Origin of the sequence: Flavobacterium sp. 270 (assembly GCF_004368785.1) — a bacterium.
Classification (GTDB): domain Bacteria; phylum Bacteroidota; class Bacteroidia; order Flavobacteriales; family Flavobacteriaceae; genus Flavobacterium.
In genome coordinates this window covers 419,058-444,782 of the sequence record NZ_SODM01000004.1, presented here as the reverse complement: position 1 = coordinate 444,782, position 25,725 = coordinate 419,058, and the positions used below count along the sequence as shown (strand labels likewise).

Here is a 25,725-nt window from a genome sequence, read left to right as displayed (position 1 = left end):
CGCACAGGCTTAATAAACTTAACCTTTAATCACAAAGAGAAAATAAAGTAGAACTTAATTTTCTTAATGCCTTAATGGTTAAATTAAAGATAATAATATGAGTAGAGTAGTTGCATTTGGAGAAATCATGCTTCGTCTTTCGACAGAGAGACATTTACGTTTTTCGCAGGCAAAAGAATTTGGCGCTACATACGGCGGCGGAGAATTTAATGTTTGTGTTTCTTTGGCAAATTATGGCGTAAATGCTGAATTTGTAACCAGATTGCCTGAAAATGAAATTGGCGGTTCGGCATTAAAAGAAATGCGAAAAATGAACGTAGAGTCTAAAAACATAGTTTACGGAGGAGAACGTTTAGGAATTTATTTTCTGGAAACAGGAGCAGGAACACGCGGCAGTAATGTGGTTTACGATCGTGCACACAGTTCGATGGCAACTATTCAAAAAGGTCAGATAAATTGGGAGCAGGTTTTAGAAGGTGCAGAATGGTTTCACTGGAGCGGTATTACGCCGGCAATTTCAGAAAGTGCAGCAGAAGCTTGTTTAGAAGCAATTAAAGTGGCTCATAAAAAAGGAATCAAAATTTCCTGCGACTTAAACTACAGATCAAAATTATGGCAATATGGTAAAACGCCAAGCGATGTAATGCCAGAAATGCTAAAATACAGCAATGTAATTTTAGGAGATATTGATACAGCATATTTTATGTTGGGAATTCCGAAAGTAAATCCGAATTATCAGGATGAAAAAACACTTCCGGTTTTATACGATAAATTGTTTGAATTAATTCCGAATTTAAAAGTAGCGGCAACAACACTTCGCTATTCTGTAAGTGCTTCACACCAAAGAATCGGTGGTATTTTGTACGACGGGAAAGCAATTTATAACGCTGCTGTAAAAGAAGTAACTCCGGTTGTAGACCGCGTAGGAAGCGGTGATGCTTTTATGGGCGGTTTAATCTACGGCTTGTTACAATATCAAAATAACAACCAAAGAGCATTAGATTTTGCAGTTGCAGCTTGTTGTTTAAAACATACTATTGCAGGCGATTATAACCTGGTTACATTAAAAGAAGTGGAAAATATGATTGATGGTGATGGTTCTGCATTAGTATCAAGATAATTAAAAAGAAATGGCAAAATATTCAAGAATAGAAGTAGCTTCTCAAATGAAAGAAAACGGAATGGTTCCGCTATTTTTTCATTCAGATATAGAAATAAGCAAGAAAGTTTTAAAAGCTTGTTACGATGGAGGCTCCAGATTAATGGAATTTACAAGCAGAGGTGATTTTGCTCACGAAGTTTTCGGGGCATTAAACAAATATGCTTTGGCAGAATTACCAGGAATGATGTTAGGTGTTGGTTCAATTACAGATGCAGCTTCGGCTTCTTTGTACATGAGTTTAGGAGCTAACTTTATTGTAACTCCGGTTTTTAGAGAAGACATTGCAATCGCTTGTAACCGTCGTAAAGTATTATGGTCTCCGGGCTGTGGTACGCTTACAGAAATTGCAAGAGCAGAAGAATTAGGTTGCGAAATTGTAAAATTATTTCCTGCTGATATTTACGGACCAGAATTTATTAAAGCCATAAAAGGTCCATGTCCGTGGACAAATATTATGCCTACAGGCGGTGTTTATCCAACAGTAGAAAGTTTAAGCTCATGGCTAAATGCAGGTGCAACTTGCGTAGGTTTAGGTTCTCAGTTGATTTCAAAAGACATATTAGACAATAAAGATTTTGACGGATTGAGTAAAAAAGTAAATCAGGTTTTAGATATTATAAAAGACATTAGAAAAAATAAATAAGGAGTAATCATGCCAACTCCTTATTTTAATACGTTTTTTTTAGATTTTAGAGATTGTAATTGAGCATTACGCTTCAAAAATTAAGCTTGTCAAATCCTCACAACAAGTTTTGTTTTACAAATGCAAGTGTAGTGCTTCATTTACAATTTAAAAGAATAAAAATAAATAAGGTTTAAGTGGTTATTTATAACGCTTTAAAGTGAAAATAAAATGGAAAAAATAAACAGATCAAATGCGGGACTTACAGAAAAACTCCCAATTAAAATAGTACAATTTGGAGAAGGAAACTTCTTAAGAGCTTTTGTTGAATACGCTTTTCAGAAACTAAATCAGGAAGCTGATTTTAATGCCGGAATTGCAGTGGTTCAGCCAATTGACAAAGGTTTGGTAAACATGATCAATGCACAGGACGGATTGTACACCTTGTTTATGAAAGGAGTTAAAAAAGGAAAAGAAATTCAGGAAAAAGAATTGATTACCAATATTGTAAAAGCAATTGATCCTTATGCTTCTTTTCAGGAATATTTAGCTTTGGCTAAAGAAGAAGAATTAGCATTTATTATTTCAAATACTACAGAAGCAGGTATCGAATACATCGCTTCAGATTTGCCTACAATGCAGCCTCCGGTTTCTTTTCCTGCAAAATTAACCGTACTTTTACATGAAAGATTCAAGCATTTTAATGGTGCTGCCGAAAAAGGATTAACTATTATTCCTTGTGAATTAATTAATTATAATTCAGATACTTTAAAAGAAATAATCTTAAAGTATGCTGCAGATTGGAAACTAGAACAAGAATTTGTTTCTTGGTTGTTAAACAGCTGTTCTTTCCACAATACTTTAGTGGACAGAATTGTTCCGGGTTACCCAAAAGACCAAATTGAAGAATACAATGCACAACTTACTTACAAAGACGATTTGATCGTAAGTGCAGAAACTTTCTTTTTATGGGTTATTGAAGGTGATGATAAATTAAAAGCAAAACTTCCGTTTGAAAAAACAGACTTAGATGTAAAAATAGTTGCAGACATGCAGTCATACCGTACAAGAAAAGTGAGAATCTTAAATGGTGCACACACTGCAATGGTGCCATTTTCATTACTTTACGGAAACGAAACTGTAAAAGAAACTGTAGATAATGCTTTTACAGGAGAATTTATAAACAAAGCTTTATTTGAAGAAATCAACGAAACTTTAAACATGGAAAAAGGGGAGCTTGCAAGTTTCTCTGAAGAAATATTAGACCGTTTTAGAAATCCGTTTGTGAAGCATTTATTGTCTTCAATTGCATTAAACTCTATTTCTAAATTCAAAGTTCGTGTATTACCAAGTTTAACAGGTTATGTAGAAAACAAAGGAAAACTTCCGGTACATTTAACTTTTGCATTTGCAGCTTTAATTCGTTTTTACAAAGGAACTTGGAACGGACAAGATTTACCGGTTAATGATAGTGAGGATATTACAACATTCTTTAATGAATTGTGGAAATCTGATGATTACGAAAAAATAGCAAGACTTACATTGCAAAATAAAGGTTTTTGGGATGAAGATTTAACTGAAATTCCTTCATTAACAAAAGCAATTGCAATTGCATTAGAAGAAATCGATGCAAACGGAATTGAAAAAGGTTTTGCTAGTTTTCAAAATAGAATAAAATAACAAAGCAGTATTTTAATTATGGCAACGCAAAAAAAATTAATAAAAGTTCATCCTACTGATAATGTAGCAGTAGCTTTAGTAAATCTTGTAGCAGGAGAAGTTATTAACTTTGAAGGTCAAGACGTTACAGTTGAGTCTGATGTAAAAATGAAACATAAGATTGCAATGGTTCCTTTTAATGTAGGAGACAGGATCATTATGTATGGGGTTTTGGTAGGAAAAGCGAGTGCCAGAATTGAAAAAGGAGGTCTGCTTTCTACACTAAACGTAAAACACGAAAGTGATAAAGTAACTGGTAAAACAGAAACTATTGGCTGGACAGCTCCAAATATTGATAAATGGAAAGACAGAACGTGGCAGGGCTATCACAGAGAAGACGGACAAGTTGGAACTGAAAATGTTTGGTTGTTTTTTCCTTTGGTTTTTTGTGAAAACAGAAACATCGAGATCTTAAAAGATATTTTTGAGAAAGAATTGATGAAACCAAAAGAAAACGATTATCAGTTATTGCTTCGTTCTTTGGTGAAAACAGAAACTGGCGGTGCTGGTAATGAGGCAGCTTCTAACGATGCTAATTTATTTAACAACATCGAAGTTAAATTTATCACGCATCAAGGTGGCTGCGGTGGAATTCGTCAGGATTCTCACAGTTTGGCTAAATTGCTTGCAGGTTATGTAAACAATCCAAACGTAGCGGGTGCAACAGTATTGAGTTTAGGATGTCAGAATCTTCAAATTCAGATCTTTAAAGATGCATTAGACGCAATCAATCCAAACAGCAAAAAACCGGTTTTAATCTACGATCAACAACAGATTGGTACTATTGAAACGATGTTGAGCAGTGTTGTAAAAGATACTTTTGAAGCCATTAAAAAAGCAAACGAAATAAAAAGAGAACCAGCTCCATTGTCTAAACTTAGAATTGGTTTAGAGTGTGGAGGTTCTGATGGATTCTCTGGAATTTCTGCTAATCCAACTTTGGGAGTATTGTCTGATAAATTGGCTGCATTAGGAGGAACGACAATTCTTTCTGAGTTTCCAGAATTGTGTGGTGTAGAGCAAGAATTGGTAAACCGTTGTGTTGATGACGAAGATGGAAAACGTTTCTTAGATTTAATGAAATGGTATGAAAAAACGGTTGTAGATGCTGGTTCAGGATTTGATATGAATCCATCACCAGGAAACATCAAAGACGGTTTGATTACTGATGCTATGAAATCTGCAGGAGCGGCTAAAAAAGGTGGAACATCTCCAATTGCTGGTGTTTTTGATTATGGGGAGTATATTAACGAGCCAGGATTAACATTACTATGCACGCCAGGAAATGATGTTGAATGTACAACTGCAATGGTAGGTTCGGGTGCTAATATGGTATTGTTTACAACAGGTTTGGGAACGCCGACAGGAAATCCAATTGCACCAGTTGTAAAAATATCTTCTAACTCAGAGTTAGCGGCAAAGATGTCTGATATTATCGATATTGATACCGGAGGAATTATTAAAGGTGAAAAATCTATCGAAGAAATGTCTGATGAAATGCTTGAATTTATTATCGATATTGCTAGTGGTACTGTAAAAACAAAAGCTGCGATTTTAAATCAAAACGACTTTATCCCTTGGAAAAGAGGAGTTTCTCTATAAGGATTTAAACCATATAAGTTATATAAGTTCATTTTAGCTTTCCTGCAAGGTTTCCAAAACCTTGTAGGTATAAAATCAAAGACTTAAAAAAATAACCCTATAAATCAATGTAATTGTTGATTTATAGGGTTTTGTATTTAAAAATAGTTCCCGCAGATTTAGCAGATTAAGGAGATTTTTATACACTTTACATCTGCACAATCTCCCAAATCTGCGAGAAAAAAAACTTTGTATCCTTGCATCTTTGCGAGAAAATATTGTATGCAAATCTATACCTACAAGGTTTTGTAAACCTTGCAGGAAAGCTCAAATGAACTTATCACTTATATGGTTTTTAATTTGCAGTTCTGGAAGACGATTTACGAATATGCAATTCCGGAGCAAGAACCACCTTTTTTTCGATTTTGGTAGTATCTGTTTTATCTACTTGTTCTAAGAAAACACGAGCCGACATTTTTCCCATTTCAAGTGGAGACTGATCTACAGAAGTAATTGATAATTCCATGAATTTAGTGAAAGGCTCGTTACTAAAACCTGCAACACAAAACTCCTTAGGAAGATTAATATTTCTCGCTTTTAATTCTTGAATCGCGCCCAAAGCAGCAAAATCACTCGAAGAAAATATAGCATCTGGAGGTGTTTCTAAAGCTAATAAAATAGTAAGAGCATCTTTTCCGGCTTCAACACTACTTTTACAATAAATTACATATTCCTCTTTAAAAGCAATTCCGTTGTCTAATAAAGCTTGTTTATAACCTAAAAACCTGTTTTTAAAGATTTCCAAAGATTGATCTCCAGAAAAATGCGCAATAGCTTTACATCCTTCATCAATTAAGTGTTTTGTAGTAATGTAACCGCCTTTAAAGTCATTAATAGTTACCGAACTTACACCATCTATATGTTTGCTCCTGTCAAAAAAGATAAGAGGAACATTTTTATCTAAAACGTATTGAAAAGCACTGTTGTTTTCATTTGTTACATCAGTTACAGACATCATAATTCCGTCAACCTGAGCGTCAATTAAAGTATGCAGATTTTCATTTTCTCTTTTCGGACTTTCGTGAGTCTGACATATAATGACTTGATAACCATGAGGATGAAGTTCTTCTTCTATACCTCTAATAACCGATGCAAAAAAGTTACTGTCTATACGAGGAACAATAACTCCGATGTTGTTACTACGGCCGCTTTTTAGAGCTAAAGCAAGCTTATTTTGCTTGTAATTCATTGCAGCAGCGGTTTTAATTACCAGCTCGCGCGTACTCTCTTTTATCTTCGGATTGTTGTTTAACGCTCTGGAAACGGTAGCAGCGGTGATATTTAACTTCTCAGCAATATCATAAATGGTTATTTTTTCGCTCATTAATAAAAAGATGTTGGATTAATTCTAGACAAAAATACATTTTTTTTATATAACTAATATAAATTGTTATCGATTACCATAATGAATATTTAAAACGTTTTCGGTTCTACAATGATAATAAATTATATGTTTTTTTGCATTAAATGTAATTATAATTTATAATAAAAATTAAATATATATTTTATTTCTAAATTAATTTGGTGCATTAGAACAAATTATTTACTTTCGTGTAATCGATTACATGAATAATCGTTGTTTTATTTGTTAAACGAGAAAATAATGCCTAATGATTACAAATAAGATTACAGCATTTAAATCTGTTGTAGTATTTACTACAATTGTCCTTCTGAGTTTTTCTTGTGGGAAACAAGTAACTGCTGTTTCAGAGTCAGATCCTTGGAAAAAAATGGATTTGGTAATCAAAAGTATTCCCGAAACTCACTTCTTAGATAAAACATACAACATAAACGATTTTGGCGCTGTTGCAGACGGAAAAACGTTAAACACAACCGCTTTTGAAAAAGCCATAAAAGAATGTGCAGCAAATGGCGGCGGAAAAGTTTTGGTTCCTAACGGGAAATACTTAACCGGGCCAATTCATTTAGAAAGTAACGTCAATTTGCATTTAGAAGACAAAGCTGAAATCCTTTTTAGTTTAAATCCAAAAGACTATCCAATCGTTCATACTTCTTGGGAAGGTACAGAAGTCATGAATTATTCTCCTCTTATTTATGCTAAAAATAAAACCAATGTTGCAATAACAGGTAAAGGAACGCTTAACGGACAAGCTGATAAAACCAATTGGTGGATTTGGTCTGGCGGAAAAGATTATGGCTGGAAAAAAGGAATTCCGTCGCAAAATGATCCGAATAATCGTGAAGTATTAGTAGAAATGGCTGAAAAAGGAACTCCCGTTGCGGAAAGAGTTTTTGGCGAAGGCCGTTATTTACGTCCAAATTTTATTGAATTTTTTGAATGCAACACGATTTTAATAAAAGATATTACCGTAATAAATTCTCCTTTTTGGATTCTTCATCCATTAAAAACAAATAATATAATTATTGACGGAGTTACTGTAAACAGCCACGGACCAAATAATGACGGCTGTGATCCGGAATACTCGCAAAATATACTCATTAAAAACTGCACTTTTAATACTGGCGATGATTGTATCGCTATAAAAGCAGGTCGCGATGCCGACGGACGACGTGTTGCGATACCAAGTAAAAATATCATCGTACAAAATTGTAAAATGATTGACGGTCACGGCGGCGTTGTAATTGGAAGCGAAATATCTGCGGGAGTCAATAATGTTTTTGTAGAAAACTGTGTAATGGACAGTCCGAATCTGGATCGTGTTATTCGTATAAAAACTAATTCTAAAAGAGGCGGTGTTATCGAAGATGTTTATGTTAGAAATATTGAAGTGGGAACAGTAAAAGAATGTGTTCTGAAACTAAATATGTTTTACAATGTGTACGGATCTCAGACAGGAAATTTTATTCCGACAATTAGAAATGTAAGCCTTGAAAATGTAACTGTAAAAAACGGCGGTAAATACAGCGTTTGGGCCGATGGATACAAAGAGTCTCCGGTAGAAAACATCACATTAAAAAATGTAAAAATTCAGAAAGTAGATTCGCTGTATTTATTAAAAAACGTAAAAAATGTCAAGTTTATAGATACTTATATCAACGGAAACAAAGTAGAGTATAAGGAATAGATGAAAGCATAAAATTTTAAAACAATCTCCTGCAATTAGCATTAGATTTAAATTAAATAAAGATTTACCTCAAAACCTGGTTATTAGTAATTTGCAAGTTAATTTTGAGAGTATTGTTTTTTGAAGAGTTGAAAAGGAGTTTGACCAAGTGTCGGACTCCTTTCTTAACTAAAAAGAAAAGGTTAAAAATGAAAAAAGTATTGTTTATTTTAGTGTTGTTGTTTCAAGGCTTATCGGCTCAGAGTCAGTATGCTGTAGATACAACTTATACTGTAAAAAGCACTTACAATAAACTCATTAAAAAATACCCTTTTATAACCGTTGCCCAAGCGAAAGAGAATCCTAGGGTAGATCAGAAAAATGATATTGTTTATTATCAGCAGAAAGATCGGGTTTTGCATTTAGACGCATTCATTAATAAAAAAAATAAATCAAATCCGGCTGTAATCATGATTCACGGCGGCGGATGGAGATCTGGAAATAAAAACCATATGCAGGTTTTAGGACAGGAAATTGCGTCAAGCGGTTACACTTGTTTTGCAATAGAATATAGATTATCGCTTGAAGCGAAATATCCTCAAGCTGTTTATGATGTCAAAAATGCGATTAAATTTATAAAGGATAACGCAAAGAAATTCAATGTAGATCCAAACAAAATTGCAATTTTAGGATGTTCTTCGGGAGGACAGATGGCAGCTTTGATTGGTACAACAAACGAAGATCCGGCTTTTGAAGATCATTTATTTAAAAGCAAATCAACATCAAAAGTACAGGCAATAATAGACATAGACGGCGTTCTGGCATTTAAACACCCAGAATCATCAGAAGGCGATATGGCGGCTTTTTGGTTAGGTGGCAAATCAGATGAAAAACCAGAAAACTGGAAAAACGCATCGGCTTTAAGTCATACCAATAAAACCACTCCGCCCATATTGTTTATCTGCAGCAGTATTGACCGTTTTCATGCAGGAAGAGACGATATGATAAAGATTCTCAATGAAAATAAAATTTACAGCGAAGTCAAAACAATAAAATATTCGCCCCATTCCTTTTGGTTCTTTGAGCCTTGGTTTAGCGAAACAACGGGTTATACAACCCAATTTTTAGATAAAATTTTAAAATAATACTTGTCATTTGTCATACAATGAAAACAAGTATTACCGCAGCAGTCATACTATTAGTAGCTATAAGGCTTTGTTAAGGGAGATTAAAAGTGTTGAATAAGAAAGGTAAAATGTAGAATTTAAATATAGTTATGAAATGAAAAACAAGAGAAAACAAGGTTATTTTATGTCAGTTTTATTGATTTGTGCAATAACCTTTACCAGTTGTAAAGTGACTTCACAAGAACCTGCAAAAAAGGACATAGTTATTTCTAAAGATTTAAAATGGTCTGATAAAATGGCTTTGACGCTGATGAAACGTCATCCGGAAGGTTACATGATCGACGATTCTAAAAAGCCAAAATGGGATTACGTTCATGCTTTAGTTTTACATTCTATAGAAGAATTATACAAGAAAAACCCAGATCCAAGATACAAAGCTTATGTAAGAGGTTATGTAGATGCTTTGGTACAGCCAGACGGAACTGTAAACACTTACGAATTTGATAAATACAATATCGATTTGGTGGTGCCGGGACGTTTGCTTTTTGATATATATGCCACTTCAAAAGAAGAAAAATATTTAAAAGCAATGCAATTGGTACGCAAACAGCTTGCAGAACAACCGCGTACAGAAAGCGGCGGATTTTGGCACAAACAAATTTATCCAAACCAAATGTGGTTAGACGGTTTGTATATGGGTGAGCCATTTTACGCACAATACACCGCAACTTTTGAAAACGGAAAAAGTTTTGATGATATCGCAAAACAATTTGAGTTGATTCAGCTTCACGCTACAGATCCAAAAACGGGATTATTATACCACGCTTGGGACGAAAGTAAAAAAATGCCGTGGGCTAATAAAGAAACAGGAAATTCTCCAAACTTCTGGTCTAGAGCGTTAGGCTGGTATGTAATGGCTTTGGTTGATGTTTTAGATTATATGCCAAAAGACCATCCGAAACAAAAAGAATTGGTAAAATACCTAAACAATGCTTGTGGAGCTTTGGCTAAATTTCAGGATAAATCTGGTTTGTGGTACCAAGTTACAGACAAAGGTGAACAAAAAGGAAATTACCTGGAAGCATCTGGATCATCAATGTTTGCTTATGCTTTTGCAAAAGGTGCAAACAAAGGATATTTACCAGCTTCATACAAAAAACTAGCCAACAAAGCTTTTGACGGATTGACTAAAGTTTTGATTAAAAAAGTAGATGAAGACGGCGGTATTACCTTAACAAATTGCTGTCAGGTTGCAGGTTTAGGTGGAACGCCTTACCGTGACGGAACTTACGAATATTACGTAAACGAAAAGAAAAAAGACAACGATCCTAAAGCAACAGGCCCATTTATTTTGGCAGCTTTAGAATTGAACAGATAATTTTTTTAGCCACGAATTACACGAATCCGTACGAATTTAAATTAGTGCAATTCGTGTAATTCGTGGCAAAAAAAACTAAGCGTAAAGGTCTTCGACTCCGCTCAGACTGACAGGCGAAAAAACTTCACGAATTTAAATTAGTGGAATTCGTGAAATTCGTGGCAAAAAACTAAGCGTAAAGGTCTTCGACTCCGCTCAGACTGACAGGCGAAAAAAACTTTGCGAACCTTTACGTGCTTTGCGGTATAACCTCACAACAATAATAATTCGAATGAAAAACATAAAAATCATCTTCCTTCTCCTTTCGATTTTTTCATTACAAAAGAATCAAGCTCAAGTCTGGATTCCCGATAATGGAGATGGAACCTACACCAACCCGATTATTCATGCTGATTATTCAGATCCGGATGTTGTTCGCGTAGGCGATGACTTTTATATGACCGCATCTTCTTTTAACTGTATTCCCGGTTTACCGATCTTGCATTCTAAAGATTTGGTAAATTGGAAAATTATTGGTCATGCCTTAATAAAACAACCACCTTTTGAAACTTATAATAAAGTACAACACGGAAACGGAGTTTGGGCGCCATGCATTACATTTCATAACAACGAATTCTATATTTATTATCCAGATCCCGATTTTGGAATTTATATGATAAAAGCCAAAAAAGCAGAAGGCCCGTGGTCTGAACCGCTTTTGGTAAAAGCAGGATTAGGATTGATAGATCCAAGTCCGCTTTGGGATACTGACGGAAAAGCGTATTTGGTTCATGCCTTTGCAGGAAGCCGTGCGCAGATCAAAAGTTTAGTTGTGGTTTGTACGATGAATTCAGAAGGAACAGTCGTAAATAATGATGAAGTAATGGTTCTTGACGGACATGAAAGCGAAGGAACAATTGAAGGCCCAAAATTTTATAAAAGAAACAATTACTATTACATTTTTGCCCCAGCCGGCGGTGTACCAACAGGCTGGCAGACAATTTTAAGATCTAAAAACGTTTTTGGTCCTTATGAAAAGAAGAAAGTTTTAGAACAAGGATCAACCACTATAAATGGTCCTCATCAGGGCGCGTGGGTAACGACACAAACGGGGGAAGACTGGTTTATACATTTTCAGGATAAAGGCGCATACGGCAGAGTTGTACACTTACAGCCCATTAAATGGGAAAATGACTGGCCGGTTATGGGACAGGATTTTGATAAAAACGGAATTGGCGAACCTGTTACAACGTACAAAAAACCGAATGTAGGCAAAAAATATCCAATTGTAACTCCGGCAGAATCAGACGAATTTAATTCGCCAAAATTAGGATTACAATGGCAATGGCAGGCTAATAAACAGATTAATTGGGGATTTCCAACAAGTTTAGGATATCTTAATTTGTATTGTCAGACATCAGTAAGTCCTAAAAACATTTTTAATGCTCCGAATTTATTGTTGCAAAAATTTCCTGCCGAAGAATTTACCGCTACAACAAAATTGACTTTTAATACAAGATTAAACGGAGAATCCACAGGATTGATAATTATGGGTTTAGACTACAGTTATTTATGTCTTAAGAATAATAACGGAAAATTGTATTTGAACCAAAAAACAGGAACATTCAATAAAACAGTTTCAGAAAGCGAAATCAAACCTGTTTTAATAGCAAACAACACAATTTATCTTAGAGTTAAAATTAAAAAAGGCGGTATCTGCAGTTTCTTTTACAGTCTCGATGATAAAAATTATGAAGCCATTGGTTCAGATTTTACTTCGGTAGAAGGAAAATGGATTGGTGCTAAAGTCGGACTTTTCGCCTTGAGCGAAAAAGTAACAAACGATTCCGGAAACGTTGCAGTAGATTGGTTTAGAATAACGAAATAAGCTAAAAAAATGATTCAGTTAAAAAAACATTTAGTTCTCTTTTTATGTATTTGTAGTTGTATTGTGAATGCACAAAATACGTATAAACGCTGGCCGGATATTATTCGTAAAAATGATGCATCTTGGTTTGGAACTCCCGAAGCAAAAAAAATAGCCGAAAATGTTTTGCTGTACCAAAGAAATATTGGCGGCTGGCCAAAAAACATCCAGATGCAGGATGAATTAACGCCGAAACAGCAGAAAGATTTATTGGAAATAAAAAAGACTACTGAAGAAACGACTACAGACAACGGAGCGACGACACAGGAAATGCTTTTTATGTCTAAGATGTATGCTCAGACCAAAGACGATCGTTACAAAGAATCTTTTCTTAAAGGGCTTAATTATTTATTAGAGGCACAATATGCAAATGGCGGTTGGCCTCAGTTTTATCCGTTGAAAAAAGGGTATTATACGCATATTACGTATAATGATGATTCGATGGTAAATATCATGAATGTGATAAGACCAATTGGAGAAGAAACCGATTATTACAGCATAAAACCATCCAAAGAAGTTGTTGAAAAATGTAAAAAAGCTTTTGATAAAGGAGTAGACTGTATCTTAAAAACACAATACAAACAAAACCGAGTTCTTACGGCTTGGTGCGCACAGCATGATGAAGTAACACTTGCGCCTGCAAACGCCAGAGCTTTTGAATTAAAATCTTTAAGCGGTTACGAATCGGTAAAAATTGTATTGCTTTTGATGTCGATTGAGAAACCTTCGCCAGAAATAATTGCTGCAGTAAAAGGAGCAAACGCTTGGTTTGAAAAAACAAAAATCACCAATCTGGAAGAAAAAAGAGTGCTGAATGATAACGGAAAAATTATTGACAAAAAAATGATTCCGACTCAAAATGCAAACCCAATTTGGGCGAGATTTATGGATTTGGAAACCAACGAACCTTTCTTTTGTGATCGCGATGGAATCAGAAAAAAGTCATTAGATCAAATTGGCGATGAAAGAAGAAATGGTTATTCCTGGTATTCTGATGCCGGAAAAGAAGTTTTGCAAAAATTTCCGGCTTGGGCAGTAAAAAATGGCGTAAAAGTTTCTTCTGCTGTAACTTCAGACCAAAAAAAAACGAATTATTTTGTAGTAGCGCAAGACGGTTCTGGCGATTTTACTAAAATTCAGGATGCTGTTTATGCAAGTCCGGCGTTTCCGTATGAAAACGTGACGATTTACATAAAGAATGGAGTTTATAATGAAAAAGTTCAAATTCCAGAATGCAATACCAATATTATACTGCAGGGAGAAAGTAGAGAAAACACAATTATAGCTTTTGATGATAATTTCAAAAAGATAAACCTCGGAAGAAACAGTACATTTTATACTTCTACACTTTTAGTAGCAGGTGATGATTGCAAAATTTCAAATTTAACCATCAAAAATACATCTGGTGAAAACGGTCAGGCTATGGCTTTATCGATAACTGGAAACCGCGTAAAAGTGGTAAACTGCACACTTTCTGGAAATCAGGATACGTTGTATTTATCTGGGACTGATGCCAAACATTATTTTAAAGACTGTTATATAGAAGGTACAACCGATTTTATTTTCGGACGTGCAACAGCATTGTTTGAAAACTGTACGATTCACAGCATCAAGAGTTCGTATATCACCGCGGCTTCAACGCCACAGGAAACAGCTTTTGGTTTTGTTTTTAAAAACTGTAAACTAACGGCAAATCCTGCAGCAACTGACGTTTATTTGGGAAGACCTTGGCGTATTTATGCAAAAACGGTTTATATAGACTGCGAAATGGGAAATCAGATAAAACCGGAAGGCTGGCAAAATTGGTCGAAGCCTGATGCAGAAAAAAACAGCTTTTATGCAGAATACAATTGCAAAGGCGAAGGATTTCAACCCAATAAAAGAGTTTCATGGTCGCATCAGCTTAGTAAAAAAGAAGCCTCAAAATATACGATTGAAAACATTCTTCAGGATAAAATAAAAAATTGGTATTTGCAGTAAATCTTAAAATTATGAATTTTAAATATCTCTTTTTTTTATTGATTTCTTGTGTTTCATTTGCACAGAATACTCCATTTCCCAGCGGAAAAGTGGATGAAATTGTGCATAGAATTCAGTTGCCGGTTATTCCGGCTTATCAAATAAATATTTTAAAAACGGGAGCAAAAGGAGATTCGATTTACGATAATAAAAAAGCTTTTGACAAAGCGATGGCATTATGCAAAAAGAATAACGGCGGAACTATTATTGTGCCAAAAGGAATTTATAAAATAAACGGTCCAATTCATTTTGTGAGTAATGTAAACCTTAAGATTGAAAAAGGAGCAAAGATAAAATTCAGCGACAATCCAAAGGATTATTTGCCAATGGTTTTAACCAGTTGGGAAGGAACGATGCTCTACAATTACAGCCCGCTTATTTATGCTTACCAATGTAATAATATTGCCATTACAGGCGAAGGAACAATTGATGGAGAAGGAGGAAAGACCTGGAAAAGTTTTAAAGCAAAAGAAAATGCCGGCAAGAATTTAAGCCGTGATATGAATCATAATAATGTTCCTATTGAAGAAAGAAAATTAGGTGACGGTTATTTTTTACGTCCGCAAATGATTCAGTTTTTTAAATGTAAAAATATCTTAGTCGAAAATGTTCGTATAGAAAATTCGCCTTTTTGGTGTTTGCATCTTTTAAAATCAGAAAGCATAACCGTAAGAGGAATAAGTTATAAATCTCTAAATTATAACAACGACGGAATTGATCCGGAATATGCCAAAGATGTTTTAATCGAAAATGTAAACTTTGACAATGGCGATGATAATGTTGCCATAAAAGCAGGACGAGATCATGAAGGAAGAGCGAACACAGCGACGCCAAGTGAGAACATTGTGATTAGAAATTGTAATTTTAAAGGACTCCACGGAGTTGTTATTGGCAGTGAAATGTCGGCAGGAGTGCAAAATGTTTTTGTAGAAAACTGTAAAACCGCTGGATATCTTAAAAGAGGAATTTATATAAAAACCAATGCCGATCGCGGTGGTTATGTAAAGAATATTTTTGTCAATAATATACAATTAGACGAAGTAGAAGATTGTCTTTATATTACGGCCAATTATCACGGGGAAGGAAAAGGTTTTCAATCTGAAATTTCAAATGTTCATTTTTCAAATATTACCAGTAATAAAGCAACAGAATCCGGAATTGTGATTCAGGGGTTTCCAGAGAAAAAAATCCAGAATATCAGCTTAAATAATATCGAAATAAAAGAAGCAAAAAATGCCATTTCAAACGAGAATGCAGAAAATGTTCTCATGACAGATGTTTTTATTGGTAAAAAAGCAACAGTTCCGACGGCGGTAACGCCATAAAAGGTTCTAAGGAACTAAGGGATAAAGGTTCAAAGGTTTTTAGTTGCCGCGAATTTACACGGATTCAATTTTGAGGAATCAAATTTTAAAGAATCTCGCAAAGTCGCAGAGGCGCAAAGAAAATCAATAAAGAACTTTGCGCCTTCGCGCCTTTGCGAGATTAAAAATGAACAGAAAAACTTAACGTTCATTGCGTAAATCATTGTGAACTTTACGGTTATATCAATCCAATACTATTTAAAATTTACAAAAAATGAAAAAATATCTTTTACTTTTCTGTTTTCTAACCATAAACAGTTTTGCACAAAAAACAACAGTTTACTGCATTGGCGATTCTACAATGGCCAACAAAGCCGATCCCGAACATAATCCAGAACACGGCTGGGCGCAAGTATTACAACCGTATTTTAAAGATAATTTCGTAATAGTAAATAAGGCTCAGAACGGAAGAAGTACCAAAAGTTTTATCAACGAAAAACGATGGGATTCGATCTATAAAAAACTCAAAAAAGGAGATTACGTTTTTATCGAATTTGGACATAACGATGAAAAGATTCAAGATTCAACACGTTATACAAATCCGCATACAACATATCGTTATAACCTAATTAAATTTGTGCAGGAAGCCAGAGAAAAAGGTGCTATTCCAATTTTATTAACGTCTATTGCCAGACGTAATTTTAATGAAAAAGGTGTTTTAGTACCAACACACGGAGATTATCCGCTAGAAACAAGATTAACGGCGCAGGAATATAATGTTCCTTTTATTGATCTGGAATATTATACCGAATTATTAGAACAATCTTACGGACCTGAAAAATCAAAACTACTGCATCTTCATTTTAAAGAAGGCGAAAATCCATTCTATAAAACAGCCAAAGATGATGATACACATTTATCTTTTAAAGGCGCAACTGAAATTGCTCAGATTGTTTTAAATCAAATTAAAAATTCAAAAAATCCTTTATTAGAAAAACTGCAGAAAGGAATTAAATAAAAGTCTTAAAATATAATTATGATAACTTTTAAAGGCAGGGATAATTAACAATTAATCAGACTTTTGCTTTACTAAATAAGCAGTTGTAGTTGTTGTATTTTAAATTTTGATTGTTGATATTAAAATTTAAAAAGAGAGATTTCGGTCTCTCTTTTTTTTGAATATAATTTTAGCGATCTCTTCTTTTTAAGAAGTCTTCTGAAGGTTTTCTATCAAAAAGCTCAAAATATTTAGAAGAAAAATAACTTAGTTTACTATAGTTTAATTCATAAAGAACTTCGGTAAGAGTATTAAATTCGCCACTTTTTAAGAGTTCTTTTCCCAGTTTCATCTTTTCATATATAAAGAAATTATTGGGTGTGATATCGTAACATTTTCTAAATAATGATTTGTATTTTGACTCTGACATACCGGCCATTGCAGCTAAAAATGTAACCGACGGAAATGGACCATACAGATTGTTTTGAAGGTATTCTTTTGTTTTTGTAATAGCTTCATTTTCTATTTCTGTAATGTCGCTTGCCTGAGAATTAGCATTATAAAATTTATTAAAAAAGTTTCCTAAAAGCTTTAGTGAAGTTCCTTTTAGAAGCGACTCAAAAGAAAATTCAGAAATAGACTTATTTTTAATGGCCTGAATTAATAAAATACTATTACTGTCAATATTGCCATAATGGTAGAATGATGATTTATTTGTGTTTCTTTTGGTGCTGTTTTCCTCTTTTAAATATGTTTTTATAAAATCTGTTAAGAGGTTTTTATTGATTATTAAACGTATCGCTACAGTCCTTTCATCTATAGCAGGTTTAAAACCGCTTTCTAATTGATTATCCATAATTGCAAGATCCAGCCTGTCAAATGATCCTATTTCATAATCAATATTATTGATTTTAATTAAGTTAACATGTTCACTCAGATCATAATGAAAAATCAACAAATCGTCTAAACCTCCCAATCGGACAAATTTTATTGGAATGTTAAAAGAAACATCAAAAAATATTGCTGAAATTTCTGGGGTAATCTGAGTAAAAAAAACATGCCCATTTCCTAATTCCTTAGGAATGTATAGGATTTTGTCATCAATAACTTTAGTTTCTAACCCTTCAGCAATTTGATGTAGAGAATCTGGTGTTAAGGTGCAGTAATGACTAATTTTTTTCATAAACTATTTCTAAATAATTCAAATATTAATAACGAATTACAATTGTTTGAGGTACGATTTTGGAGTCATTCCAAAATGCTCCTTAAATTTTGAAGCGAAATAAGAATTATTAGTAAAGTTGAGCTGGTCAGAGATTTGTGTAATAGATAATTGTTTTTTTTCTAATAAGTCTTTAGATAAAAGCAGCTTGTTGTCCATGAAAAAAATACTTGGCGTTTTGCCGGTTATTTTTCTAAATAAATTTTTAAATTTTGATTCAGACATATTGGCTTTATTTGCCATTAGCTTTATACTCGGAAAAGGTTCTTTTATATTTTGGATTAAATACATTTGACAGTTTATAATATTTGCTAAATCCGATTTATTAACTGTTTGAATTATAATTCTTTTACTTGCCAGTTTCTTTAAATAATTAGAAATAAGCATGTGTACAGTTCCAACCAGGTTGAGATTAAAAATTGGTCCGCCTGGTTTTAATTTGCGTAAATCATCTAATAGGTGAAAAGTTTCGTCGCTCATTCTGTCAAAACGAATCATTGTATTTTTCTTAGAATCTACAATTTGATCAATATTCTCAAAAACAATATTGTTCTTTTTAGTAAACTCTTCTAACCTGTTTTTTTTTATAAAAATGCAGAGTGCAAATGTTTTGCTTCCGGTTTTTACATCGTATATAGATTCTAGCGCCCCGTCTATAACGGCCAGATTATATTGCCATCTTCCAACATCGTACATAAACTCATCTCCAGAAACCGTTACTTCTCCATCGGTAAGATTATAGTAGAAACCAACAAAATCATGACTATCGTTTTTTTGAATTAAATGAAAATTCTTTTTGTACTCAACATCCAGATAATAAGCAACAATGCCATCACCGCAATCAAGAAAATACCTTATTCCTGCTTGCGATTCTTCTGGAATTATAATGAAATTACCCTCAACTTTTCCATCAAATTGTTTAGCAAATGGTTCTACCCAGTTTAAGTCTGCGCCATACGAATGTTTAATGATTTTCATAAAAGCCCGAATTTTAAATTAAAGTTAATATTTTTTATTTTAATTAATTGATTATCAGTTATTTTTTACACTTTAGTCAATGAAGATCAATATTAAAACAGCACACAATTTCTATTCAATTAAATATTAACTTTAGCCAATCTTTAAAAGAAATTAGATAAGAATAACAACTTCGTGATAATTGTAAATACTATTTTAATACTTATTTGTCTTATAGAGGCAAAAAATATACCTGAAAATACTTACAAAATGTAATAACTTAAAGATTAGGTTTTTGTATTTTTCTAATAAGAATTGAAGTAATATTGTAGCGGGTGATTTATAACCATAAGGGAAATAATTCCCCGATTTTTCTAGGTTATTTTCTGATTTAATGTTTTGCGATCTATTTGTAAAATCTTTGCTGCTTTGGTTTTGTTATTTCCAACAGTGGCTAATATCTTTAGAATATGATCTTTTTCATATTCTTTTAAGGATTTAAATTGTTCTTTTTTCTCTGGTAAATGATATTTTAGATTCTCAGGAATATGCTGCATATCAATAATGTCATCACTCATAATAATCATTCTCTGAACTATGTTTTCTAATTCGCGAACATTGCCCGGCCAGGAATACCGGGATAAGATTTCATGCACTTCTTCATTAAGCTTAATATTATGCTTGTTATATTCTACAGTATATTTTTCGATAAAACTTTTTACTAAAGGTATAATATCTTCTTTTCTGTCTCTTAACGGCTTGGTTTTTATATTTACAACATTAATTCGATAATATAAATCTTCTCTAAAAGTGCCGTTAAGCACCATCTTATATAAATCACTGTTTGTTGCAGATAATATTCTAACATCTATTTTTTCAGTATCTACTGCACCGACCCTCATGATTTCTTTTTCCTGTAATACTCTTAAAAGTCTGGTTTGTATAGATAATGGGGCATTGCCAATTTCATCTAAAAAAATAGTACCGCCAGATGCAGCCTGAAATAGTCCTATTTTAGATTCTTTTGCACCTGTAAATGCACCTTTAGTATATCCGAACAATTCAGATTCCATTAAGCTTTCGGGTATACCGCCACAATTAACAGAAATAAAAGGCTTTTTAGCCAAAGCTCCTGTATAATGAATCGCTTTGGCAATAAGTTCTTTTCCAGTGCCGCTTTCGCCTTCTATCAGCACATTTACTTTGTTGTTTTTTACCCGATTGATAACTTCAATTAAATTTTTGAAATGATCTGAACTCCCAATCATACCGGCATAATGCATTTCTTCGGTGGTTTTTGAAGCTGCTGGATTTTTTTCTCCTTTTAAAAATGAAGTTTCTATAGCCTGAAAAAGCTCATTGCCTGTAAAAGGTTTTGTCAAATAATCCAGTGCGCCAGATCTTACTGCCTCGACTGCATTATTAATGGTAGGCATACCGGTAATAACCAATTTAGGCAGAAGAGGATAATGTTCTTTAGAATATTTAATTAACTCAAGACCGTTAATTTCCGGCATATTAAGATCTGTAATTAATAAATCAATTGAGGTATATTCTAATACTTCTACAGCTTCGTTTACAGAAGACGCTTTATAAATGTGATAACTAAAAGGTTTTAAATGACGTTGTATCAGATCAAGCGTATTATAGTCATCGTCAACAACAAGTATATTCTTTTTTTTAAGGCTCATTTCTTATTGATTTGCAGGTAGTTTAATTATAAAAATAGTTCCTGCAGGAAAATTATTTTTAAGGACTATTTCTCCGTTATGTTTTTTAATAATTTCAAGAACAATGCTCAGACCAAGTCCGCATCCTTCATTTATAGGTTTAGTGGTAAAAAAAGGATCAAATATTTTTTGTTTAATATCATCATGAATTCCTGAACCTTGATCTGCTATGGTAATTAAAATGTTTTCAGATGTACTTTGTACTTCAATTTTTATAGTGCTTTTTTTAGGAGAAGCATATAAAGCATTTAAAAACAGATTAAACAATACCTGCGTAATTTGTACAGAATCAACGTTTGCCATAATAGCATTATCACTGATTAAGACTTCACTTTTAATATCTTTTTTTTGAAAATTTGGTTTTAAAAAAGCCAGTACAAAATTTATTATCGGCTGTAATTCTTGTAGTTTTAATTGTTGCGGAATCTCGCAGGAAAAGAACAACAGTTTTTTTACAATTTCTCGTGAAAATATAGCTGCATTTATGATTATCGAGACATCAGAAATAATTTTAGGATCAGTAGCGTTACTTTTAATAAGTTCTGCAAATCCTAATATATTTCCCAGCGGGCTGTTAAGTTCATGTGCTATTCCGGCTGTCATTTCGCCAAGAAGATTTAGTCGATCCAGTCGTTCGATAGTTCGATTCAATAAAGCAGTCTCATTTAATATTTGATGTTTTTCAATAAAATTACCGATCTCAAAAGCAATAGTCGTAAGCAGCTTTTGTTCGTCTTCCAGAAAATCATTCTCAGCATATTTAGCCTGCGGGTAATGTATCTTAATAAAGCCGGCATATTTATTTGTAATTTGTATGCTGCAAGTCTGAAAAACTGTTTGTTCTTTTATTTTTGAAGTTGATAAAGTATGTTCTAAAATTTGAATTTCTACAATTGTATCATCATTATAACGCCAAGCCCTTTTTATACTTAAAATTATTTCTTCTAAAACTCCTTTATTGACAGAATCTGACTGAGATATTATTTTAGAAATTTCGTAAAGACAAGTCAATTCTTTAATTCTTTCTTTAAGCTTTTCTTCGGTAGAAGTAAATTTCATAATGTAAGAAATTATTGTGATATTTTAAAATTGAGGCCAAAAGTAAATAAATATTTCAGCTTAGTTGCTAAAATAATGTTATAATCTAACTAATTGATTTAAAGATAAATAAGATCTATTTTTTATACCTTAATGTGATATTCTTTTGTCTTTTTAAGGGCGTGTATGTTTTTAATTTTTTTATAGAAAACCCGTGATTTTGAGAAAAAACAGATTTGATTTCAAAATGTCTTATTGTATTATTTATTTGTCTTTACCTGGATAGTTCGCGATTTGCTGTTAAGGTAATTTTGCATGTTGTTTTTTTATTAGCAGAATTCGATTTCTGCTTTAAAAACAATAAAAACAAGTTGATCAAAAAATTGAAAGAGATAATAGCAAGCTATAAGTTATGAACACATCTAATTTTTCGCTGGAATTTGAATTAAATGTTTCTGAAATACAAAAACTCAATAAGATGTATTTTAAACATTTATATAAAGAAAGAGTCCTGATTGTATCTTCTTTGATTGTACTTTCTTTAATTCTGTTTGATTTTTTTAGAACAAGTGATAATGATACAACACAATGGATTATAAGAAGCTTAATGCTTATTGTATTTTTCTTGCTGATTCAATATTCCTTGATAAATGCAGTCTGCAAATTAATTTTTGGTCTCGCAAAAAAGTTATTGCGATTCAATTCATTTATCAGTAAATACAAATTCAATTTTACCAATTCATTAATTTATCTCCATTCGCCTCTTGGAGAATTTACTCATAAATGGAATGAAATTGAAAAAGCCATATTAACTAAAGATTTTTTCTTTCTGTATGTTAAAAAAAGGAATGGCTATATCATTACAATTTCTAATAAAGGAAACAAAAGAAATATAGATGAATTAATAGCTTTTATAGAAAAAAATGTAACCCATGTTGTAAAAGTTTAAATCTAATAAAACTCTCTCTAACCAATTTAACCTAAATAGTGCTAAAGCCAATATTTTTGGGCATGTAGTGCCATTTAAAATTAGTAAACATTTTAAAAATAATATTTCAGATCAATTTTTTGGTTTGATCTGTTTAGTATTTACAATAATATAAATTATGAATTCAAATTCAACCTTTTTTGAGAGAGATAATTATTTTATAGATCAAAGGGCTCATTTTTCAAAACCTTACAATAAGTATCAGATATTTAATAACAACAAAGAGATTATTGGCTTTGTTAAAGAAAGAATGACCAAAGGCAACGTTATTTTAAGACAGCTGGTAGGTGCAAATATACTCCCTTCTGAAATTGAAATTAGGAGCGGGAATGGGACATTAGAGGTTTTATTATCTCGCAGCTGGTTTTTTAGAAATAGTAAAGTTGTGATACTAGACCCTCGTAAAAATGTATTAGGATGCATTAAGAAAAAAATGAGTTTGTTTAAATCTACTTATTTTGTACTTAATACATCAAATGAAATCATTGCTGAAATCTCTGGAGATGATAAAGAATGGGATTTTATGATTATTGATTCTTCTAAAGATAAAATAATAGGTTCTATAGATAAAAAATTAGAAGGAATAATGAGCCAGATTTACCGTTCTGGCGATAAATACAATGTTAATATCAATACTGATTTTTCAAATAGAAATGATAAAATAGCCATTTTTTCTAGTGCAATTGCAATGTATATGCTTTAGTGAATAAGGTTTTTTTAGAATCCATCAAAAATAAAGTACGATTGTAATTTATAACTATTGATCAGGTTTTATGGTTTAATAAAATTCGAAAAGAAAGAGAATGAAAAAGGAAAGAGTTTTAGTGTGCGACAGTAAAAGCATTTTTTTACAAATGTTTAAAAGAAAATTTAGAGAGCAATTTGATTTTTCAGAAAGTTCCTTGTTGATAAATTGCCAAAAGGATGCTGAAAATTTTGATCATTTTGTATATGTGGTTTATGACAAAGCTGAATTAGTCGATTTTTTGAAATTAGAAAATAAAATGACCAATACTTTGGTTTGCTTGTTTGACAAACAATTATTTGAAAGATTATCTTTTTTAGAAGAAGCTAATGATTTATTTCTGTTAGATGGTTCTAAAACCAGAAATGAAATCATTAAAGATTTAACATTGCATTTTAATAGAATCCCAAATACTGTTTCTCAAAAAATAAAAGGAAAAATTTCAGATTCAAATATTTTTCAGACACAATTTCAGAACTATTGCAAAACTATGTTTTTTCTTATATAGCATATTTTTGTTTTTTAGTTATAAATTATTCCATTCTAAATACAGCATAAAAAAGTGTTTGATATTTGTCCTCAATATCAAACACTTTTTTTATTTAAAAAAATAAAGACATTTTTACAGATTTTACTTTAATATTCTATTTTTAATAGAAGAAAAAGCTTCGATATTTGACTTTATTTTAGATATGTTAATTTTTTTTATTTAATTTTTTTCAAACTGCTTTTTCATTTCAATTAAATCATTAAATTGTTCAGGAATAAAAAAGTCATAACACAGAATGAAAAATACGATCAAACTTTATGTGCCAATTGCTTTATCTGTATTATTTTTAGGAAACTGTAATGCACAACAGAAACCAGCAGGAAATAAATTTATTCTAAAAAACACATCTGATTTATCCCTGCCTCAAAAAGCCGTTTCGATAAAAAGAGCGCAGCTTTTGGCAAATCCTCCCAAAGCAAATTTTCCCATTTTAATTTTTAAAACCGATACAATTCCTGCACAGATTAATGATCTTAATGGAGACGGAAAGTGGGACGAACTTTTTTTTGTTGCTGATTTTTCTCCAAACGAAGAAAAAGCCGTAGAACTAAAATGGTCGGCTGTAGATCCAAAATTCAAAATAAAAACAAGTGTCAGATTCGGAAAAAGAGAAGGCAAAGATTTGCCCGTTCATCCTGCATTAGACGAAGTTTTAATGGCAAACCAAGTACATAAAAAGTTAGGTTACCAAAAATACCAAACCGATGGACCAACTTGGGAAAATGATAAAGTAGGTTTTAGACATTATTTAGACGGAAGAAATTCTAAAGATGTTTTCGGGAAAAAAATTCCGGCAATAACACCAGAAAATGTTGGTATCAATAGTAAAGGAGCTGTTGAAGACAATTACCATGTAATGTACGATTGGGGAAGAGATATTTTTCCTGTCGGAAACTCTGCAGGTTTAGGCGGTTATGCTTTATCAATTAATGATAAAATCAACAGACTTGGAATTCTCGGTACAGATACAATTAATAATGTAGAAAAAACAACTTTTAAAATTGTAAGCGAAGGACCAGTAAATTCTGTTTTAAGTTACAATTATCATAACTGGAAAGCTTCTGGAAATGATTATCAGGTGCAGGAAACTACATCAATCTGGCCTGGAATGTACGGTTATAAAAATACAGTTACCATAAACGGAATAAAAGGAAACGAAAAACTATTAGTAGCACTTTCGAACCTAAACAATAGAAATCCTTTAAATGTAACAGAATCTGGAAATTGGGTCTGCCTGATTCAGCATGATTATTTAACGTACGAACGTCAGTGGATTTTAGGAACGGCAATCTTAGTTCCGAAAGAAATTTACAAAGGATATATTGAAGCTCCAAAAACCGGACAACTTACAGATTCTTATTTAGCACAATTAACTGTAGAGAATAACAAAGAGATTAGTTATTATGCTATTGCAGCCTGGGAATTAAGTGAGGATAGAAATTTTCAGGATCCGGCTTATTTTACCAATTATGTAATAACTCTGGCAAAACAGCTTTCGGCAGTTATTAAGGTTGATATTAAGCCAGAAATTAAAAAATAGCTTTGTTGATTTTAATAAATGCTAGCAGAAATAAGCAATTATTAGAGTGATTTT

The 25,725-nt window shown here is 32.6% G+C and carries 20 protein-coding genes; 15 read left to right on the top strand and 5 right to left on the bottom strand.

Annotated elements, in window-relative coordinates; all coding sequences use genetic code 11:
- Window positions 1-97: 97 nt before the first annotated feature.
- The 4 genes from EV144_RS16465 to EV144_RS16450 all read left to right on the top strand — a co-directional run bounded on the left by EV144_RS16465 (window position 98) and on the right by EV144_RS16450 (window position 5,105).
- Window positions 98-1,120 (top strand): sugar kinase, encoded by a 1,023-nt coding sequence (locus EV144_RS16465; protein ID WP_134150264.1) that lies wholly within the window; start codon window positions 98-100, stop codon window positions 1,118-1,120.
- A 10-nt stretch (window positions 1,121-1,130) separates the two neighbouring features.
- On the top strand, window positions 1,131-1,805 hold the full coding sequence (locus tag EV144_RS16460) for a bifunctional 4-hydroxy-2-oxoglutarate aldolase/2-dehydro-3-deoxy-phosphogluconate aldolase (RefSeq protein WP_134150263.1): 675 nt from the start codon (window positions 1,131-1,133) through the stop codon (window positions 1,803-1,805).
- A 210-nt stretch (window positions 1,806-2,015) separates the two neighbouring features.
- Window positions 2,016-3,464 (top strand): tagaturonate reductase, encoded by a 1,449-nt coding sequence (locus EV144_RS16455; RefSeq protein ID WP_134150262.1) that lies wholly within the window; start codon window positions 2,016-2,018, stop codon window positions 3,462-3,464.
- An 18-nt stretch (window positions 3,465-3,482) separates the two neighbouring features.
- Window positions 3,483-5,105, top strand: a complete 1,623-nt coding sequence (locus tag EV144_RS16450) for a UxaA family hydrolase (RefSeq protein WP_134150261.1) — start codon at window positions 3,483-3,485, stop codon at window positions 5,103-5,105.
- Between the two features lie 334 nt (window positions 5,106-5,439).
- Here the strand turns inward: EV144_RS16450 and EV144_RS16445 are convergent, their stop codons facing one another.
- Window positions 5,440-6,468 (bottom strand): LacI family DNA-binding transcriptional regulator, encoded by a 1,029-nt coding sequence (locus EV144_RS16445; RefSeq protein ID WP_134150260.1) that lies wholly within the window; start codon window positions 6,466-6,468, stop codon window positions 5,440-5,442.
- Window positions 6,469-6,754: 286 nt separating this feature from the next.
- Between EV144_RS16445 and EV144_RS16440 the strand changes: the two genes are divergently transcribed.
- The 7 genes from EV144_RS16440 to EV144_RS16410 all read left to right on the top strand — a co-directional run bounded on the left by EV144_RS16440 (window position 6,755) and on the right by EV144_RS16410 (window position 16,922).
- Window positions 6,755-8,191, top strand: a complete 1,437-nt coding sequence (locus EV144_RS16440) for a glycoside hydrolase family 28 protein (protein WP_134150259.1) — start codon at window positions 6,755-6,757, stop codon at window positions 8,189-8,191.
- A gap of 188 nt (window positions 8,192-8,379) precedes the next feature.
- Entirely contained in the window at window positions 8,380-9,315 is a 936-nt protein-coding gene (locus tag EV144_RS16435; RefSeq protein WP_134150258.1) for an alpha/beta hydrolase, read from the top strand.
- A 136-nt stretch (window positions 9,316-9,451) separates the two neighbouring features.
- Window positions 9,452-10,675 (top strand): glycoside hydrolase family 105 protein, encoded by a 1,224-nt coding sequence (locus tag EV144_RS16430; RefSeq protein WP_134150257.1) that lies wholly within the window; start codon window positions 9,452-9,454, stop codon window positions 10,673-10,675.
- A 271-nt stretch (window positions 10,676-10,946) separates the two neighbouring features.
- The gene (locus EV144_RS16425; RefSeq protein WP_134150256.1) at window positions 10,947-12,542 is read left to right on the top strand and encodes a glycoside hydrolase 43 family protein; all 1,596 of its coding nucleotides are present in this window, start codon (window positions 10,947-10,949) and stop codon (window positions 12,540-12,542) included.
- Between the two features lie 9 nt (window positions 12,543-12,551).
- A complete protein-coding gene (pelA, locus tag EV144_RS16420) occupies window positions 12,552-14,561 on the top strand; it encodes a pectate lyase (RefSeq protein ID WP_134150255.1) in 2,010 nt (669 codons plus the stop codon).
- Between the two features lie 11 nt (window positions 14,562-14,572).
- On the top strand, window positions 14,573-15,925 hold the full coding sequence (locus EV144_RS16415) for a glycoside hydrolase family 28 protein (RefSeq protein WP_134150254.1): 1,353 nt from the start codon (window positions 14,573-14,575) through the stop codon (window positions 15,923-15,925).
- Window positions 15,926-16,178: 253 nt separating this feature from the next.
- Window positions 16,179-16,922, top strand: a complete 744-nt coding sequence (locus EV144_RS16410; protein WP_134150253.1) for a rhamnogalacturonan acetylesterase — start codon at window positions 16,179-16,181, stop codon at window positions 16,920-16,922.
- A 169-nt stretch (window positions 16,923-17,091) separates the two neighbouring features.
- Here the strand turns inward: EV144_RS16410 and EV144_RS16405 are convergent, their stop codons facing one another.
- The 4 genes from EV144_RS16405 to EV144_RS16390 all read right to left on the bottom strand — a co-directional run bounded on the left by EV144_RS16405 (window position 17,092) and on the right by EV144_RS16390 (window position 21,869).
- Entirely contained in the window at window positions 17,092-18,084 is a 993-nt protein-coding gene (locus EV144_RS16405; RefSeq protein ID WP_134150252.1) for a helix-turn-helix domain-containing protein, read from the bottom strand.
- A gap of 36 nt (window positions 18,085-18,120) precedes the next feature.
- Window positions 18,121-19,101, bottom strand: coding sequence for a helix-turn-helix transcriptional regulator (locus tag EV144_RS16400; protein ID WP_134150251.1), 981 nt, complete (start codon window positions 19,099-19,101; stop codon window positions 18,121-18,123).
- Between the two features lie 353 nt (window positions 19,102-19,454).
- Complete coding sequence (locus tag EV144_RS16395) at window positions 19,455-20,771, bottom strand: sigma-54-dependent transcriptional regulator (RefSeq protein WP_134150250.1); 1,317 nt, start codon at window positions 20,769-20,771, stop codon at window positions 19,455-19,457.
- A gap of 3 nt (window positions 20,772-20,774) precedes the next feature.
- Window positions 20,775-21,869, bottom strand: a complete 1,095-nt coding sequence (locus tag EV144_RS16390; RefSeq protein WP_134150249.1) for a sensor histidine kinase — start codon at window positions 21,867-21,869, stop codon at window positions 20,775-20,777.
- Between the two features lie 391 nt (window positions 21,870-22,260).
- Here EV144_RS16390 and EV144_RS16385 point away from each other — a divergent pair, with 391 nt between their 5' ends.
- The 4 genes from EV144_RS16385 (at window position 22,261) to EV144_RS16370 (ending at window position 25,671) form a co-directional block, all read left to right on the top strand.
- The gene (locus EV144_RS16385; protein WP_134150248.1) at window positions 22,261-22,797 is read left to right on the top strand and encodes a YcxB family protein; all 537 of its coding nucleotides are present in this window, start codon (window positions 22,261-22,263) and stop codon (window positions 22,795-22,797) included.
- 157 nt (window positions 22,798-22,954) lie between these two features.
- Entirely contained in the window at window positions 22,955-23,539 is a 585-nt protein-coding gene (locus EV144_RS16380; RefSeq protein ID WP_134150247.1) for a phospholipid scramblase-related protein, read from the top strand.
- Window positions 23,540-23,639: 100 nt separating this feature from the next.
- Window positions 23,640-24,089: a hypothetical protein gene (locus EV144_RS16375; RefSeq protein WP_134150246.1), complete on the top strand. Its 450-nt coding sequence runs from the start codon at window positions 23,640-23,642 to the stop codon at window positions 24,087-24,089.
- Between the two features lie 277 nt (window positions 24,090-24,366).
- A complete protein-coding gene (locus tag EV144_RS16370; RefSeq protein WP_134150245.1) occupies window positions 24,367-25,671 on the top strand; it encodes a DUF4861 family protein in 1,305 nt (434 codons plus the stop codon).
- Window positions 25,672-25,725: the final 54 nt, after the last annotated feature.